We start from the raw sequence: 17,576 nt of genomic DNA, 5'->3' as shown, positions 1-17,576 counted from the left end.
GTCCTTATGGCAAAGGGGGCGAAAAGCGCCCCAAATAAAGGTTCTGTCAGAAATAACTTCAGACCGAAACCGGTTTATCGCGGATCTTCGGACTGCGAATGACAAACAGCACCAGGAAAGCACCCAGCGCAGCAACACACCCGGCCAGTACGAGGGCGCTGTCAAATTTACCGGTGTGCTGAACAATAAAGCCCGTGACAACAGGCCCGATGATGCCGGAGAGACTCCCTGTCAGATGGATAAAACCGCTGATGCTGCCGATGCGGCTCTTGTGGACCACATCCTGAATAATGGCCCAGTAGATCGCGCCGGTGATATAGAGAAAGAAGATCGACACCGACATCATCATTACGGCGGGAACCACCTCTTTTATCGTACCCGCCAGTGCCACACAAATTGCGGCTGCCAGCAGTGAGACCACCAGCACAATTTTGCGCGACAACAACAGTTTGCCGGTAAGGTTGAAAATCTTATCGGAGATCCAGCCGCCCAGCGCCAGGCCGACGAAGCCCACGATCCACGGAATCATCGTCGTGATACTCATCGATTTAATATCCAGCCCGTGCGCCTGCACCAGGTAGGCCGGGAACCAGCTCAGGAAGAAGAACAGGATATAGTTGTAGCAAAAGAAGGCGAAGGCGGTGACAAGGATAATCGGCTGGCGCAGGTAGTAGCCAAAGGGATGCGGTGTCTCTGAGAGATCGACCTCATCATTCGGGTTCGCGCTCTTCAGACGCGCGATCAGCTGACGTTCCTCCTCCGTTACCCGTTTACTTTTCTCCGGATTATCCGCAGCAAAAAAGAGCCAGAATGCCATCCAGACCAGACCGATGCAGCAGACAATGACGAAGGCCGGTCGCCAGCCGAAGGCCAGCGCCAGATAGCCTATGATCGGGCCAGCGACAGCTCCTCCCAGCGGTGAACCGGCACTCAGCAGCCCCATAGCCGTCGCGGCCTGTTTCCTGGGAAACCAGCCGTTGATCGCTTTGTTAGCCGACGAGCAGATCGGCCCCTCCGCCATGCCGAAGAGCACGCGCAGAATCAGCAGCGACCAGAAGCCGGTCGCGAGGGCAGTCATGCCGCAGAAAATGGACCAGGCCCCCACCGCCACGGCCAGCACGATTTTGGGGCCGAAGCGATCGGTGGCCAGACCGCCGACAAAATTAAACAGGGCGTAGCCAAAGAAGAAGCTGCCGAAAATGATGCCGAACTGCTCAGCATTAATCACCAGATCTTTTTCAACCAGCGGCACCGTCAGCGACAGGGCAACGCGGTCCAGATAGTTAATCATGTAAACCAGGAACAGCAGTAAAACGAGGGTCCAGCGCAGGTTCTTGAACATACAAACTCCGGGGTCTGTTTTATCGTTTTAAGGGTGCCCGCGAAAATGTACCGGCACCGCCTCGGCACAGCGGCTGTTAATCCATTTGCAGGATCACTTTGCAGCAGGTGCGCGGATCTTTTTCAAACAGGGTCATTGCGCGTTCCACCTCCCTGAGCGGAAAGGCGTGTGTCACCAGTTTTTCGGGCTGGAGTAACCCCTGTTCCATCCAGCCAATGACCTGTGGGAAGCGGTTACTGTTAAGGCGCGAGGTAAACAGCGACAGCTCTTTACTGGTCAGGCTCTGCTGCGTAATGCTGCAGGGTTCGCCAGAGAAGCCCAGCAGGCCGATGCGACCGGCCGGTGAGGCGAGCGCCGCCGCTTCAGCCAGAATGGCGGGATGGCAGGCGGCGTCAATAATCAGCGTCGGCTGCACACCGCTGAGCTGCTCCGCCAGCGGGATGTCACCGTTATCGAAGCACTGGTCCGCACCGCTCTGCGCGGCCAGTGCCAGCCGTTCCGGCAGCCGATCTGCCACCATCACGCTCTTCACGCCATAGACCCCTTTCAGCACCTGCACGGCGGTAAGTCCCATCGGACCGGCACCGTAGATCAGGGCGATATCGTCGGGACGCGGCTGAAGAAACGCCGTGATGTTGGCGGCGATAGTGAATGGCTCAATCAGGCTGGCGAGCCGATCGGGGATCGTCTCCGGCAGCGGCCAGGCATTGCGGGCGGGCGCCAGCGCATAGTCGCTGAAGCCGCCATCGCGGTGCACGCCGATCACCTGCAGCGTGGTGCAGACATTGGGTCGCCCGACAGAGCAGGGATAGCAGCTCCCGCAGCTGATGACCGGATCGACCGCAACGCGCTGACCCAGACGGGCCGCGTCAACCCCGTAGCCCACCGCATCGATCACACCAAAAAACTCATGGCCGATGACCCGGGGATAGCTGGCGAATGGGTTGTGGCCGTGCCAGATATGGATATCCGAGCCGCAGATGCTGGCACAGGCCACTTTTACCCGCACTTCGCCCGACGCCGGTTGAGGCAGGGGGCGCTCCGCGATCGCCAGTTTTCCCGGCTGTTCAATCACTACGCTTTTCATCCGTTTCTCCTTACCAGTTCCAGAGGGTGCCATCTTCAAGACGGGCGACCGGCAGATAAGCAGGCTCATAGGGATATTTCGCCGCCAGTTTTTCGTTAAAGTCGATGCCGAGGCCGGGCTTGTCGCCAGGATGCATGTAGCCCTGGTCAAAGCGCCAGCTCGCATCAAACAGCGCCATCATCTGTTCAGAGAAGCCCATATACTCCTGCACGCCGAAATTCGGCACCCAGAGGTCAAAGTGCAGCGCCGCCGCCATGCAGATCGGCGAGAGATCGGAAGGACCGTGCGAGCCGGTGCGTACCTGATAAAGCGAGGCAAAATCAGCGATACGCCGCATGCCGGTAATGCCGCCTGCGTGTGTAATGGTGGTGCGGATGTAGTCGATCAGCTGCTCTTTAATCAGCTGCTTGCAATCCCAGATGCTGTTGAACACTTCGCCCACCGCAATCGGGGTCACGGTGTGCTGACGGATGAGGCGAAAGCAGGCCTGATTTTCCGCAGGCGTTGGATCCTCCATCCAGAACAGGCGATAGTCCTCCACGCTCTTGCCAAAGCGGGCCGCCTCAATCGGCGTCAGGCGATGGTGCATGTCATGCAGCAGATGCTCATCGAAACCAAATTTATCGCGGATGGCGGCGAACAGTTTTGGGGTGAAGTCGAGATACTTCTCGGTTGACCAGAGCTGCTCTTCCGGCCAGTTGCCTTTGGTCGCCGGTTCATACGCCAGCCCTTTGCCTTTCGCCATGCCATAGGTGGTTTTCATTCCCGGCACGCCGCACTGCGCGCGAATCGCTTTAAAACCCAGCTCTTTGTGCCTGGCGTAATCATCCATGACTTCATCGATAGAGTGGCCGGTGGTGTGGCAATAGACCATCACCCCGGTACGGGAAGCGCCGCCCAGCAGCTGGTAAACCGGCATATTTGCGGCTTTGCCTTTGATATCCCACAGCGCCATATCGACGGCAGAGATCGCGGACATCGTTACGGGACCGCGACGCCAGTAAGCGCCCTTATAGAAGTATTGCCAGATATCCTCGATCTGATGGGCATCGCGGCCGATCAGTTGCGGACAGACATGATCTTTCAGGTAGGAGGCGACCGGCAGCTCGCGGCCGTTGAGTGTGGCGTCACCCACGCCGGTCAGGCCCTGATCGGTGGTGATCTTCAGCGTGACAAAGTTCCTGCCTGCACAGGTGACAAAGACTTCCGCCTTAACAATTTTCATTCCAGGTACCTTCCGTCAGTGTTTAATGACGAAAAAATACGCGCATTAATACTACCATACAAGTAAGGCTGGCAGAGTTGTGAAGGGAATCACAGAGTGCAGTGCAGGGGAAATCACAGGGCAGAAAGGCGGCGGCGTGGCAGGGGACGGGTTGACAACAGGGCGTAAGCAGATAGCAGACGGGGGCTATCACCCCCGTTAACGATAATCAGGAAAGCAGGGCGCACTGCGGCGGCAGGCGGCAGCTCAGCGCCCCAGCCATAACCTCAATAACAAATTCGCGGCCGGAAAGCGGCTCACCGTCCAGGTTAAAGGTCATCTCATGTGGAGAGCGGATGGTCAGAGATTCGAGCTGCGTGGTGACGATACCCGGATTGTCATCGTCGCCGGTCAGGGAGTGCAGCAGCGTGGGCAGCAGCTCCTGAGCGGTCACGATACTCACATCCAGCCGGCCATCGTTGATCAGGGCAGAAGGGCATAACCGCTGACCGCCGCCCGCCTGGCGACCATTACCGATGCCGATCACCAGCGCATCGCCCTGCCAGGCGAAATCGGGACCGCTGATTTCACAGGTGTCGGGTTTGAGCGTATCCATGCGCATCAGGCCGTGAATAAAGTAGGAGACGCCGCCCAGCGCGGACTTGAGCTTTTCCGGTGTCTCAGTCGTGATACGGGTGCCAAATCCACCGGTCGCCATATTAATGAAGTAGTGGCTCTGGTTAACCCGGGCCAGATCGATAGCATGCGCCTTACCCTGGATCGCCAGCCGCAGAGCGGGTTCCATCTCTTCGGGAATGCCGACGCTGGTGGCAAAGTCATTGGCGGTGCCCAGCGGCAGAATGCCCAGAGCCGGACGATATTCCGCATCAGACGCGGCCAGCGCCGTCGCGATTTCATTGATGGTGCCATCGCCACCGCCTGCCACTACGGTTTCCGCCCTCAGCGCAATCGCCTCTTTGACGTAACGGTCGCCGTCCCCTTTTTCAAACGTGACACGCACCGCAATGTTGAAACCTTGTTCACGCAGGGCAGTAATCGCGTCGCGCAGATCTTCATTACCCGCGCCTTTTCCGTTCAGGATGAGCAGCGTAAGCGGTTTATTATCCATTTTGCGTTCCTTGAGGATCTACAGAGTAAGAGAGGAGTTTATAACATAGCTGCCAGCAGCAAATTATTGGAGAAAGAGAGAAAAAAGAAAACCCGCACGGGGGAGCCGGGCGGGTAAATGAGGTGGTTCCTGATAATTCTGCCGTTTATTGTTACTCGTTAGCAGCAGGCGGGACTATAAAGCAGTGGCTGGCAAGGGTCTGTGATCCTGTTCTGATTTCAACAAATTGTTTCCGTTGGTAAACGGTTGTGCGGATCGCGGGTATCCTCGCCGTGATCGAAGTTACGCAGCAGCAGGGCAAACTGCAGATCCACCTCTTCAGGGACCTGCAGCCAGACGCGATGACCATCGCCCGGCGCAATCTCCGTGGGCTCACCGCGCGCATTCTGCAGCGCATCGATCCGGCACTGCAGATTCCCTGCCGGTGTCATGATCTCTGTGCTGTCATGCAGCATAAACTTGTTCTTCACCGCCACTTCCGCCCACGCACCCCGGCGCTCACCGGTAAATTCACCGACAAACTGCTGGCGATCGGAAACCGAAAAGCCCTGCTGATAGTTCTGATAGCTGTCATGGGTGTGGCGGCGCAGAAAGCCTTCGGTATAACCGCGATGGGCCAGACCTTCCAGGGTCTGCAGCAGCGAAGGATCAAAAGGTTTACCGTCGGCAGCATCATCAATCGCCCGGCGATAGACCTGTGCGGTCCGGGCGCAGTAGTAGTAGGACTTGGTGCGGCCCTCAATTTTCAGCGAATGCACGCCCATCCCGCTGAGCCGCTCCACATGGGCGACCGCACGCAGATCGCGCGAATTCATAATGTAGGTGCCGTGCTCATCTTCGAATGCGCTCATCACCTCGCCCGGTTTCATCTTCTCTTCCAGCAGAAACACCTTATCAGTCGGCTGGCCTACGCCCAGCGTAGGGGTCACATCCTGTACCGCGATGGGCTCATGGATACCCACAATATTGCCCACCTCATCCTGCTGACCTTCGGCCACTTTGTACTCCCAGCGGCAGGCGTTGGTGCAGGTGCCCTGATTCGGGTCGCGCTTGTTCATGTAGCCCGACAGCAGACAGCGACCGGAATAGGCCATGCAGAGCGCACCGTGAACAAAGACTTCCAGCTCCATCTCCGGTACCTGCTGGCGGATCTCGGCGATCTCCTCCAGCGACAGCTCACGCGACAGGATCACCCGGCTCAGCCCCCTCTGCTGCCAGAATTTTACCGTCGCCCAATTGACTGCGTTGGCCTGCACCGACAGGTGAATCGGCATCGACGGAAAGGCCTCCCGCACCAGCATAATCAGGCCGGGATCGGACATGATCAGCGCGTCGGGCTGCATGGCCACCACCGGCGTCAGGTCGCGGATAAAGGTTTTCAGCTTGGCGTTGTGCGGCGCAATGTTGACGACCACATAGAATTTTTTGCCCAGCGCGTGGGCCTCGCTGATGCCCAGGGCAAGATTCTCGTGGGTAAATTCGTTGTTGCGCACCCGCAGGCTGTAGCGCGGCTGGCCGGCATAGACGGCATCGGCACCGTAGGCAAAGGCGTAACGCATGTTTTTCAGCGTGCCGGCGGGGGAAAGAAGCTCAGGTTTCATATTTTTCTCACTGATGTCAGGTCAGCATGCCGCCGCAGGCAGCAGGTGCAGGGCCTTAAGCCCTGCAAAAGGTGCGGAATTGTAGGCAGTGAGAAAAGGGAAGTAAATTGATCAGGATCAAACTAGATCAAATGACAGGCGTCGGCCTCCCAGCGATACCCCATGCCGTAAACGGCGCGGATAAAGGGTTGCTCGCTGTCGAGCAGCTCCAGCTTGCGGCGCAGATTCTTGATGTGGCTGTCGATTGTGCGATCCGTCACCACGCGATAGTCATCATAGAGATGGTTAAGCAGCTGTTCGCGTGAAAAGACCTTGCCCGGCTCCAGCGACAGCGTTTTCAGCAGGCGGAACTCCGCCGGGGTGAGATCAAGTGGTTTCTCGCGCCAGCTGGCGGAGAAGCGGCTTTCATCGACCCGCAGCAGCGAGGCACTCTGCGGCTCCTCCGCTGAACGTCTGACCCGACGCAGAATGGTTTTCACCCGCGCCACCACCTCACGCGGACTGAAGGGTTTGCAGATGTAGTCATCCGCGCCCAGCTCCAGCCCCAGCAGCCGGTCGATCTCTTCGGTGCGCGCCGTCACCATAATAATCGGCAGGTCGGAATGGCGGCGGATTTCGCGGCACAGCGTCAGGCCGTCTGTGCCGGGCAGCATTAAATCCAGCAGCATCAGATCGGGTGGCGTCTGGCGGACATACTCCAGCACCGCACTGCCGTCGGCGATGTGATGGGTACGGTAATTTGAGGCGAGCAGATAATCGATCATCAGCTGCGCCAGTTTCGGCTCATCTTCGACCACCAGAATCAGCGGATCGGGGGTTTCCTGGCTCATAAGCGTCTACACAGGGGGAACATAGCGCAAGTGTAGCGCGATTTTCAGTCCACCTAAATCAGAGTGCGCCGCATGAAGGTCGCCACCATGCGCGGCCGCAATATTTTTGCAGATCGCGAGGCCGAGGCCTGAGCCGCCGCTGGCACGGTTGCGTGACCCCTCGGTGCGGAAGAAACGCTCAAAAATCTGCGCCTGATACGCCTTGTCCACGCCGGGCGCACTGTCATCAAATTCGATATGCCAGTCGGGAGCCTCATAGCGGAGCGTCACCTCTACCCGGCCTCCGCTGTCGGTGTAGCGCAGGCTGTTCTCCAGCAGGTTGGTGAAGAGTTGCATCAGGCGGTCGGGATCGCCAAAGAAGGGGGCCTGGTCGGGCAGATTCAGTTTCAGCGTCAGCTGGTGCGCGCGATAGCGTTCGGCAAAGCTGCCCGCCGTCACCTCCAGCAGCTGTACCAGATCGGTCGCCTGTTTGCGGTAGGCGAGGGCTCCCACGTCAGAGAGCGACAGCTGATGCAGGTCATCCACCAGCTTGGTCAGTACCACCACTTCACTCTGTAACGAGGCGATCGCTTCCGGCGTCAGCTTGCGCACCCCATCCTGCATCGCTTCCAGCTCACCCCGCAGAATCGCCAGCGGGGTGCGCAGCTCGTGGGAGATATCGGCCATAAAGGCGCGACGCATGCTTTCGTTTTTCTCCAGCGAGCGGGCGAGAAGGTTGAAGTCGCCCGCCAGCTGACCCAGTTCATCCCGGCTGCTGACCTCGACGCGGGTGGCGAAGTTACCGGCCGCCAGATGATGGGTGCCGTCGACCAGCCGCTTAACCGGGGCCAGCAGACCGCGCGCCATCAGCCAGGTCGCCAGCGCCGCCAGCAGGGTCGAGAGGCCGACGATGATCCAGCTGGTGCGCCGCTGCTGAAGATCAAAGTTAATATCGGTACTGCGCGTCAGCCGCTCCGGTGGAGAGCCGATCACCCAGCCGACTATCCTGCCCGTGCTGGTGGTGATATTGCGCCGGGTGCCTTCCGGCGGCACCGGCCCCGGCGGGCCGACCATCACCTTGTACTGCTGATCGAGCACCCAGAACTGGGTACGCCAGCCGTGGGGCGGCAGCTGACTGCTGCTGTCCGGGTTCTGCTCCAGCGAACGCAGCATGGTGAAAATCAGCCGATCGTTGTGACGCAAAAAATCCCAGTTGCCGTGCTGCTCATACTGGTCAGCCAGCGCATCGCTGAGCAGGTTCAGGCGCTGCTGATTGCCGCGCTTGATGTAGTCGACGAAGCCATGCTCGAAGCTGAGCCGCACGCCCCAGTGCATGGTGATCAGCACCAGCATACAGGTGGCGAAGATCGCCATAAACAGTTTCGCCCCGATACCCAGGCGCAGGTTCACTCTCATTTTTTTCTCCGGCGTCGCAGATCGACGTTGGTACTCACCTGGGAGGGAACGCGCCAGAATACCAGCGCGGGCAGGATGATAATCAGCGACATGCAAAGGTAGGTATAAATAAACATCTGGTGCTCTGCGGCGCTGCCCGCCACGCTCTCCTGCGCAAACGCCCCCAGCAGCAGCCCGGCCACGGTGACGCCAATACTCATCGACAGCTGCATGATCATCGACAGCAGGCTGTTGCCGCTGGAGGCCAGCTCATCGGGCAGCTCCTTCAGCGTCAGGGTATTCATCGACGAGAAGCGAATGGCGTTCACCATCCCCTGCAGAAACAGCACCAGCGGCAGCAGCCAGACCCAGCCCAGCATCGCCACCAGCGGGAAGAGCAGCACCACCAGCGCCAGCGCCACGGTCGACATCACCAGCACCCGGCGATAGCCATAAAGATTAACGATGCGCACCACGATGCGCTTCATCCCCATATTGCCCAGCACCATCGGAATCATCATCAGACCAGCGTGGAACGGGCTGTAGCCCATGCCGAGCTGCAGAAATATCGGCGTCATAAAGGGCAGCATGCCACTGCCGATGCGGCCGGTGAAGCTGCCGAGCAGGCCGATGGCGTAAATCGGGTTATCGAACAGCTTCAGGCTGAACAGCGCATTATCATTGCCGCGCGCATGCAGCAGATAGAAGAGCAGCGAGAAGGTGCCCGCCAGAATCATGCCGCCCAGCAGCAGGGGAGAGCCGCCGCTGCTGCGCTGACCATCCAGCGCCAGGGTCAGGGTCGCCATGCCGGCGGCCAGCAGGATAAAACCGGCAAAGTCAAAGCGCCGCGTCTGCATACGGTAGTTGGGCATCAGCATCAGGGTGGCGATAGCGCCCGCGATGCCGACCGGAATATTGATCAGGAAGATCCAGTGCCAGCTGGCGTACTCCACCAGCACGCCGCCCAGCGCCGGGCCGAGCAGCGGGCCGATCTGACCGGGCAGGGTGACAAAGGTCATCGCGGACATGTACTGCTCACGCGGCACGATCTTCATCACCGTCAGGCGGCCCACCGGCACCATCATCGCGCCGCCAATCCCCTGAACCACCCGCGACAGCACCAGCTGATCCAGCGTGGCGGAGAGGGCGCACAGCAGCGATCCCAGACTGAACAGCAGAATCGCGCTGAAGAAGATGTTGCGCACGCCAAAGCGATCCGCCAGCCAGCCGCTGACCGGCAGCATCACCGCCACCGTCAGCACGTAGTAGACGATGACCGCGTGCATGTGCAGCGGGCTGACGCCCAGATCGTGCGCCATAGCGGGGATCGCCGTGTTCACGATGGTGGTATCCAGCGTCTGCATAAAGAAGCCGATGGCAACGATCCATAACTGCCAGCGGACGTTAGTGCTTTGCGTACTCATCGCTCCCCCCGATAACGGCCTTACCCCCGATGTCTCACGCCACTGCCGCCATTACGGCTGCGGCGTGGCGACCAGCGGACGTTTTTTGCGCCGCAGTTTATCCATCATCAGATAGACCACCGGCGTCGTGTAGAGCGTCAGCAGCTGGCTCATCACCAGACCGCCTGCGATGGTAATCCCCAGCGGCTGACGCAGCTCCGCGCCATCGCCGCTGCTCAGCACCAGCGGCAGCGCACCAAACAGGGCAGCCAGCGTGGTCATCATAATCGGCCGGAAGCGCAGCAGGCAGGCCTGGAAGATCGCCTCGCGCGCGCTGAGCTGGCCGTTGCGCTCCGCTTCCAGCGCGAAATCGACCATCATGATAGCGTTCTTTTTCACGATGCCGATCAGCAGCAGAATGCCGATCAGCGCAATCAGGCTGAAAGGCGTATCGAACAGCTCCAGCGCCAGCAGCGCGCCCACGCCCGCCGAGGGCAGGGTAGAGAGGATGGTCAGCGGATGCACATAGCTCTCATAAAGGATCCCCAGCACGATATAGACCGCCCCGATTGCCGCCAGCATCAGCCAGAGCTGGCTGCTTTGCGACTGCTCAAACACCTGCGCCGTTCCGGCAAAGCTGCCGCGCACGCTGGAGGGAACGCCAATGGCAGTCATGGTGCGATCGATCGCCTCTGACGCCTGCGACAGCGACACCCCTTCCGGCAGGTTAAACGAGATAGTGGATGCGGCCGACAGGCCTTCATGGTTCACCGACAGCGGCGCGTTGGCGGGCTGCCAGTGCGCGAACCACGACAGCGGAATCGCTTTACCCGCGTCATTAATCACAAACATCTGCGACAGGGCGCTGATATCCTGGGTGTAGCGCGGATCGACCTCCATGACCACTTTGTACTGATTGAGTGGTTGATAAATAGTGGATATCTGACGCTGCCCAAAGGCGTTGTTCAGCAGATCGTTGGCCTTTGAGACGTCGATACCCAGCCGCGCCATGCTCTCCCGATCGTAAGTCAGCGCCATCTCGCTGCCCTTATCCTGCTGATCGGAGTTCACATCTGCCAGCTGCGGCAGGGCAGAAAACGCCTCGCGGATTTTCGGCTCCCACGTCCGCAGGGCGCCCAGATCGTCCGACAGCAGCGAATACTGGTAGCTGGCGTTCGCCTCCCGTCCACCGGCGCGCAGATCCTGCACCGCATTCAGATAGAGACTGGCGCCTGGCTCTTTTGCCAGCTTGCCGCGCAGCCGGGCGATAACCGCCTGCGCGCTCTCTTTGCGCTCAGAGAGCGGTTTCAGCGAGATAAACATTGAGCCGCTGTTGGTGCGCATTCCGCCGGTAAAGCCCACCACGCTGTCCACAGCCGGATCGGCCCCGACAATCTCCATAAAATCCTGCAGCTTACTGCGCATCGCCTGGAACGAAATACTCTGGTCGGCAGAGATAAAGCCGGAGAGCCGTCCGGTATCCTGTTCCGGCATAAAGGTTTTCGGCACATGCACAAACAGCCAGCCGGTCAGGACAATGGTGGCGACAAACAGCAGCATGACCCAGCGCGCATGGTTCAGCACTACCCTGAGCGAACGGCCATACCCCTGCTGGATCGCCATCAGCAGACGACCTGCCCCGCGACGACGTGGCTGGCTGCGCGGCGCGTGCGGCTTCAGCAGATAAGCGCACATCATCGGCGTCAGGGTGATTGAGATAAACAGGGAGATGACGATAGAGACCGACAGGGTAATGGCAAATTCCGAGAAGAAGCGGCCAATCAGCCCGCCGATCATCAGCAGCGGCAGGAACACCGCCACCAGCGACAGGCTCATCGACAGCACGGTAAAGCCGACTTCCTGCACCCCTTTCAGCGCGGCCGCCAGCGGCTTCATGCCCGCTTCGACGTGGCGGGCAATGTTCTCCAGCACCACGATCGCGTCATCCACCACAAAACCGGTGGCGATGGTCAGCGCCATCAGCGACAGGTTGTTCAGGCTGAAGCCGCAGAGGTACATGGCAGCGAAGGTGCCGATCAGTGAAACCGGCACGGCAACGGCGGGGATCAGCGTGGCCCGGCCTGAACGCAGGAAGAGAAATACCACCATGATCACCAGCAGCACGGCGATGATCAGTGACTGCTCGACCTCATGCAGCGAAGCACGAATCGTTGGTGAGCGATCCTGCGCAATCTGCAGGTCGATAGCGGCCGGGATCACCTCATGCAGCCGGGGCATTTCAGCGCGGATACGGTCCACGGTGTCGATCACGTTAGCGTCAGGCGTTTTGCGGATCAGCAGCAGCACCGCAGGCTTGCCGCGCGACATCCCGGCGTTGCGCACATCCTGTACCGAATCCTGGACCGTGGCCACATCCGACAGCCGGACGGCCGCACCGTTTTTATAATGGACGATCAGTGGCTGATACTCACGCGCGGTCTGCAGCGCGTCATTGGTCCGAAGCTGCCAGCGCCGCTGGGTATCATCCAGTGCCCCCTGCGGACGTCGCTGGTTGGCACTGGAAATGGCGGTGCGCACGTCATCCAGAGAGACACCCTGGTTAAACAGTGCCTGCGGATTCAGTGCCACGCGAACCGCAGGCAGCGAGCTGCCGCCTACGGTTACATCACCCACGCCCTCAATCTGCGACAGCTTCTGCGCCAGCTGGGTGGAGGCGTAGTCGTAGAGCTGACCCGGATTGTAGGTATCCGACGTCAGCGTCATGATCATGATCGGCGCATCGGAAGGGTTAACCTTGCGCCACGTCGGACGCGACGGCATCCCGGTCGGCAGCAGGCTCTGCGCGGCGTTAATCGCGGCCTGCACGTCGCGCGCGGCTCCGTTGATGTCACGGTCGAAATCAAACACCAGGATGATGCGGGTGTTGCCCAGCGAGCTGGTGGAGGTCATTTCGCTGACGCCTGAGATCCGTCCCAGCGAACGCTCCAGCGGCGTGGCCACCGATGACGCCATGATCTCCGGCGCGGCACCCGGCAGCGAGGCGGAGATCACGATCACCGGAAAATCGACCTGGGGCAGCGGGGCCACCGGCAGCAGGCGGAAACCCAGCACCCCGGCCAGCGCGATAGCCAGCGTCAGCAGGGTGGTTGCTACGGGCCTGTGGATAAAGAGGGTAAAGAACTTCACTCTGCGGCCTCCCTGCGGCTGAAGCGGCGGCGTGTCGCGTGAGCCAGCCGATCAAACAGCAGGTAGATCACCGGCGTCGTAAAGAGGGTCAATACCTGGCTCAGAATCAGCCCGCCCACCATCGCAATGCCCAGCGGATGACGCAGTTCGGCACCGACGCCCGTGCTGAGCATCAGCGGCAGTGCGCCGAGCAGGGCCGCCAGCGTGGTCATCAGAATCGGACGGAAACGCAGCAGGCAGGCCTGATAGATGGCGTCATAAGGCGTCATCCCCTCTTCACGCTCGGCCGCCAGCGCAAAGTCGATCATCATGATGGCGTTCTTTTTCACGATGCCGATCAGCAGGATGATGCCGATGATCGCCACAATATCCAGCTCATTGCCGCTGAGCATCAGCGCCAGCAGCGCGCCGACCCCGGCGGTAGGCAGCGTGGAGAGAATGGTAATCGGATGAATAAAGCTCTCATAGAGCACGCCCAGCACGATGTACATCGCAACGATGGCCGCCACGATCAGCCAGACGGTGCTGCTCAGCGCCGCTTCAAACGCCAGCGTGCTGCCCTGGAACTGAGTCATCATCTCTGCAGGCATGCCCAGCGCGGCTTCCGCCTGCGACACCGCCTTCACCGCATCCTCCAGAGAGTAGCCCTCCGCTACGTTGAACGAGAAGGTTGCCGACGGGAACTGGTCGAGGTGATTAATCGTCAGCGGCGCGAACCGCTGTTCAATACGGGCAATGGCGCTGAGCGGCACGCTGCCACCGTCGCTGCTGTTGAGGCGAATCGCTTCCAGACTCTCCAGCCCTGGCGTGGCGTGATTATCCTGCTCCAGCACCACGCGATACTGATTCGCCTGGGTGTAGATGGTGGAGATAAGCCGCTGCCCAAAGGCGTTGTAGAGTGCATTGTCCACGTCCGCCATGCTGATGCCGAGGCGGCTGGCGCTGTCACGGTCGACGTTAACAAACGCCTCCAGCCCCTGATCCTGCCAGTCGCTGCTGACATCACGCAGTTGTGGCAGCGTATTCAGCCGGGTCAGCAGGGCCGGAACCCAGGTGCTGAGCGAGGTGAGCGAACCGGACTGCAGCGTAAACTGGTAAGGCGTCCGGCTCGCCTGGGTATCGATAGTGAGATCCTGCACGGCCTGCAGCCAGAGCTGCACGCCCGGCACCTGACTCACCGCCCTCTGCAGACGCTGCTGAATCGCCGGAATCCGGTCGTCGCGCTGGTCCAGCGGTTTGAGGTTGATCTGCAGCCGGGCGCTGTTGAGCGCGGCATTGGTGCCATCTACGCCGACAAACGAAGTCAGGCTCTGCACCGCCGGATCTTTCATGATGATGGAGGCGACATCGCGCGTGCGCTGCGCCATGCTGGCGTAGGAGACCGACTGCGGCGCCTGCAGCGTGCCCTGAATAATGCTGTTGTCCTGCTGCGGGAAAAAGCCTTTCGGGATAATCATCCACAGCATCAGCGTCAGCATCAGGGTGCCGACCGCCACCGATAGCGTCAGCCAGGGGTGATTCAGCACCCGGCGCAGGCCACGGCCATAGAAGGCCACGATGCGGTCAAACATCGCTTCGCTGGCGCGGGAAAAACGGTTCTGTTTGCGCAGCGACTCCGCGCTGAGCATCCGGGCGCACATCATTGGCGTCAGGGTTAGTGAGACTACCGCCGAGATCAGGATGGCGACCGCCAGCGTCACGGCAAATTCGCGGAACAGCCGGCCAATGACATCCCCCATAAACAGCAGCGGGATCAGCACCGCAATCAGCGAGAAGGTCAGCGAGATGATGGTAAAGCCGATCTCGCCAGCCCCTTTCAGCGCGGCGGTCAGCGGTTTTTCACCCTTCTCGATATAGCGTGAGATGTTCTCGATCACCACGATGGCATCATCGACCACGAAACCGGTGGCGATGGTCAGCGCCATCAGCGTCAGGTTGTTGATCGAAAAGCCCAGGAAATACATGGCGGCGAAGGTGCCGATCAGCGACAGGGGAACCGCCACCGCCGGGATCAGCGTGGCAGGCACGTTGCGCAGAAACAGGTAGATAATCATCACCACCAGTGCCATCGCCAGCACCAGCTCAAACTGGGTGTCGCTGACCGACGCGCGGATGTTGGTGGTGCGGTCGGTGAGCAGCGTCACCTCAACGGACTTCGGCAGGGTCGCGGTCAGCGCAGGCAGCATGGCGCGGATATTGTCCGCCGTGGCGATGATATTGGCGCCAGGCTGACGCTGGACGTTGAGCACGATCGCCGCATCGCGGTTGGCCCAGGCACCCAGCCAGCTGTTTTCTGCACCCTGTTCGATGGTGGCCACGTCGCCGAGCCGCACCGGGGCGTTGTTTTTATAGCTGATAATCAGCTGGCGGTAATCTTCCGCGGACTTCATCTGGTCATTGGCCGACAGCGTGACAGAGCGGGTCGGGCCATCCAGACTGCCTTTGGCGGAGTTGACGTTGGCGTTGCTGATGGCGGTCCGTACCGTTTCGCTGGTCAGGCCGAGTGCCGACAGCGCCTGCACGTTCAGCTTAACCCGCACGGCCGGACGCTGACCGCCCGACAGGGTGACCAGCCCGACGCCACTCACCTGTGAAATCTTCTGCGCTATCCGGGTTTCGATCATGTCCTGCACCTGCGTCAGCGGCATGCTGCGGGTGGTGACGGCCAGCGTCATGATGGGCGGATCGGCGGGATTCACTTTGTTGTAGACCGGCGGATTAGGCAGGTCGTTGGGCAGCAGATTGGTGGCGGAGTTAATTGCCGCCTGCACTTCCTGCTCAGCCACATCCAGCGGCAGCGTCAGCTGAAATTGCAGCGTCACCACCGAGGCACCGCCGGCGCTTTGCGACGACATCTGCTTCAGGCCGGACATCTGACCAAACTGATGCACCAGCGGGGCGGTGATGGAGGAGGTGACCACATCCGGGCTGGCACCCGGATAGAGGGTGACGACCTGAATGGTCGGATAATCCACTTCCGGCAGCGCCGAAACCGGCAGAAAGCGATAACCCAGCACGCCAGCCAGCAGAATCGCAATCATCAGCAGCGTGGTGGCGACCGGGCGCAGAATAAACTGGCGTGACGGTCCGCCATGCTGATCGGGAGGCATGACCTGCATTACTCACGCTCTCCTTTTGACGGCAGCGTGGCGCGACTGCTGCGCGGCGCGCTGCTCTGCGGTGCCACAACCTCCACTTTTGCCCCCTCCGTCAGGCGGTCCAGACCATCTGTGACCACGCGCTCACCCGCCTCCAGACCAGCCGTGATCACCACCTTCTGGCTGTCCTGCAGGCCGGGCACCACGCTTTTCTTACTCACTTTGTTATCGCTGTTGACGACCCAGACAAAGTTCCCCTCGTTGCCCATCTGCAGTGCAGCAGGCGGGATGACAATCGCATCCTGCAGCGTGTTGACCTTCAGGCGCACATTAACGAACTGATTAGGAAACAGCGCGTCATCCTGATTATCGAATCGCGCCTTGATTTTGATGGTGCCGGTGGTGACATCAATCTGGTTGTCCAGACTCAGCAGTTTGCCGCTGGCGATCAGGTTTTTATTGCTGCGATCCCAGGCCTCAACCAGTAGCGGCTGGCCGCTTTTCTGCGCTTTAAGAATGGCGCTGATGCTGTTCTCCGCCAGCGTGAAGAGCACATCGATCGGATGCGTCTGGGTGATCACCACGATGCCGGTGCTGTCGCTGCTGGTGACGTAGTTGCCCACATCCACCTGCTTCAGGCCGACCCGCCCGGAAATCGGCGCGGTGATCCGGCTGTAGGTCAGATTAAGCTGTGCGCTGGCAGCGTTTCCTTCATCCGCCTTTAGCGTGCCGAGCGTTTCAGCGACCAGTGAACGCTGGGTATCCAGACTCTGTTGCGACACCAGGGACGTTTTCGCCAGCTTCTCGTAGCGCGCCAGGTCGCGACGGGCATTCGCCAGCGTGGCCTGATCCTTGACGACCTGGCCCTGAGCCTGTGCTAACGCCACCTGGTAAGGGCGCGGATCGACCTCCGCCAGAAGATCGCCTGCTTTAACCTGATCGCCTTCGGTAAAGTGGATCGCCAGCAGATCGCCGTTGACCCGGCTGCGCACGGTGGCCGTATTGGCGGCGGTGACCGTACCCAGTCCGCTCAGGTATTGCGGCACGCTTTCGCGAGTGGCGGTGGCAGCCTGAACAGGGGCCAGTGGGCGATGCGCGCCCTCACCACGGCCTTTGTCGCCCGGGGCAGACGCATCACGCTGGCTGCCGCTTTCCGGTGCCGCACTGCGCTGCCAGCCATAATAACCGCCTGCCGCGACAGCAATCAGGGCCAGCACAATCAGGGTTTTCTTCATAACAGGATGTCGGGTGCTCATGATTCGGTGCTCTCCAGCAGTGACGTAGTCCCAGGCGCAGGCATCAAAAGGTTAGCCTGCAAACGACAGATTGTAGTCGCCTCTGACGGGCAGAAGTTGAAGGAA

Annotated in this window: 11 protein-coding genes; all 11 read right to left on the bottom strand. The window is 60.2% G+C overall.

Annotated elements, in window-relative coordinates; genetic code table 11:
* Positions 1 to 58: 58 nt before the first annotated feature.
* Positions 59 to 1,342, bottom strand: a complete 1,284-nt coding sequence (locus ACNY69_RS05420) for an MFS transporter (RefSeq protein ID WP_418797540.1) — start codon at positions 1,340 to 1,342, stop codon at positions 59 to 61.
* Positions 1,343 to 1,418: 76 nt separating this feature from the next.
* Positions 1,419 to 2,429 (bottom strand): Zn-dependent oxidoreductase, encoded by a 1,011-nt coding sequence (locus ACNY69_RS05415; RefSeq protein WP_418797539.1) that lies wholly within the window; start codon positions 2,427 to 2,429, stop codon positions 1,419 to 1,421.
* Between the two features lie 10 nt (positions 2,430 to 2,439).
* Complete coding sequence (manD, locus tag ACNY69_RS05410) at positions 2,440 to 3,654, bottom strand: D-mannonate dehydratase ManD (protein WP_418797538.1); 1,215 nt, start codon at positions 3,652 to 3,654, stop codon at positions 2,440 to 2,442.
* Positions 3,655 to 3,862: 208 nt separating this feature from the next.
* Entirely contained in the window at positions 3,863 to 4,762 is a 900-nt protein-coding gene (gene yegS / locus ACNY69_RS05405) for a lipid kinase YegS (RefSeq protein WP_111139176.1), read from the bottom strand.
* Between the two features lie 218 nt (positions 4,763 to 4,980).
* Positions 4,981 to 6,363: a prephenate-dependent tRNA uridine(34) hydroxylase TrhP gene (gene trhP, locus ACNY69_RS05400; protein ID WP_293771821.1), complete on the bottom strand. Its 1,383-nt coding sequence runs from the start codon at positions 6,361 to 6,363 to the stop codon at positions 4,981 to 4,983.
* Positions 6,364 to 6,485: 122 nt separating this feature from the next.
* Positions 6,486 to 7,193, bottom strand: coding sequence for an envelope stress response regulator BaeR (baeR, locus tag ACNY69_RS05395; RefSeq protein WP_111139179.1), 708 nt, complete (start codon positions 7,191 to 7,193; stop codon positions 6,486 to 6,488).
* Between the two features lie 6 nt (positions 7,194 to 7,199).
* On the bottom strand, positions 7,200 to 8,588 hold the full coding sequence (gene baeS, locus ACNY69_RS05390; protein WP_111139180.1) for an envelope stress sensor histidine kinase BaeS: 1,389 nt from the start codon (positions 8,586 to 8,588) through the stop codon (positions 7,200 to 7,202).
* Positions 8,585 to 9,991 (bottom strand): MFS transporter, encoded by a 1,407-nt coding sequence (gene mdtD / locus ACNY69_RS05385; protein WP_293771817.1) that lies wholly within the window; start codon positions 9,989 to 9,991, stop codon positions 8,585 to 8,587. Before mdtD ends, baeS begins: the two co-directional genes overlap by 4 nt.
* A gap of 51 nt (positions 9,992 to 10,042) precedes the next feature.
* Positions 10,043 to 13,117 (bottom strand): multidrug efflux RND transporter permease subunit MdtC, encoded by a 3,075-nt coding sequence (gene mdtC / locus ACNY69_RS05380; RefSeq protein ID WP_418797537.1) that lies wholly within the window; start codon positions 13,115 to 13,117, stop codon positions 10,043 to 10,045.
* Positions 13,114 to 16,236 (bottom strand): MdtB/MuxB family multidrug efflux RND transporter permease subunit, encoded by a 3,123-nt coding sequence (locus tag ACNY69_RS05375; protein ID WP_418797535.1) that lies wholly within the window; start codon positions 16,234 to 16,236, stop codon positions 13,114 to 13,116. The genes mdtC and ACNY69_RS05375 overlap by 4 nt, the downstream gene beginning before the upstream one ends.
* Positions 16,236 to 17,471, bottom strand: a complete 1,236-nt coding sequence (locus ACNY69_RS05370; RefSeq protein ID WP_111139184.1) for an MdtA/MuxA family multidrug efflux RND transporter periplasmic adaptor subunit — start codon at positions 17,469 to 17,471, stop codon at positions 16,236 to 16,238. The genes ACNY69_RS05375 and ACNY69_RS05370 overlap by 1 nt, the downstream gene beginning before the upstream one ends.
* Positions 17,472 to 17,576: the final 105 nt, after the last annotated feature.

The organism is Pantoea graminicola (genome assembly GCF_048452665.1).
Classification (GTDB): domain Bacteria; phylum Pseudomonadota; class Gammaproteobacteria; order Enterobacterales; family Enterobacteriaceae; genus Pantoea.
The sequence above is the reverse complement of the archived record's forward strand: the minus strand, read 5'-3'. Positions and strand labels throughout refer to the sequence as shown.

Excerpts from the sequence above, each read along its gene's own strand:
- ACNY69_RS05420 (WP_418797540.1), bottom strand. The coding sequence starts at position 1,342 with ATGTTCAAGAACCTGCGCTGGACCCTCGTTTTACTGCTGTTCCTGGTT.
- ACNY69_RS05415 (WP_418797539.1), bottom strand. The coding sequence starts at position 2,429 with ATGAAAAGCGTAGTGATTGAACAGCCGGGAAAACTGGCGATCGCGGAG.
- manD (WP_418797538.1), bottom strand. The coding sequence starts at position 3,654 with ATGAAAATTGTTAAGGCGGAAGTCTTTGTCACCTGTGCAGGCAGGAAC.
- yegS (WP_111139176.1), bottom strand. The coding sequence starts at position 4,762 with ATGGATAATAAACCGCTTACGCTGCTCATCCTGAACGGAAAAGGCGCG.
- trhP (WP_293771821.1), bottom strand. The coding sequence starts at position 6,363 with ATGAAACCTGAGCTTCTTTCCCCCGCCGGCACGCTGAAAAACATGCGT.
- baeR (WP_111139179.1), bottom strand. The coding sequence starts at position 7,193 with ATGAGCCAGGAAACCCCCGATCCGCTGATTCTGGTGGTCGAAGATGAG.
- baeS (WP_111139180.1), bottom strand. The coding sequence starts at position 8,588 with ATGAGAGTGAACCTGCGCCTGGGTATCGGGGCGAAACTGTTTATGGCG.
- mdtD (WP_293771817.1), bottom strand. The coding sequence starts at position 9,991 with ATGAGTACGCAAAGCACTAACGTCCGCTGGCAGTTATGGATCGTTGCC.
- ACNY69_RS05375 (WP_418797535.1), bottom strand. The coding sequence starts at position 16,236 with ATGCAGGTCATGCCTCCCGATCAGCATGGCGGACCGTCACGCCAGTTT.
- ACNY69_RS05370 (WP_111139184.1), bottom strand. The coding sequence starts at position 17,471 with ATGAGCACCCGACATCCTGTTATGAAGAAAACCCTGATTGTGCTGGCC.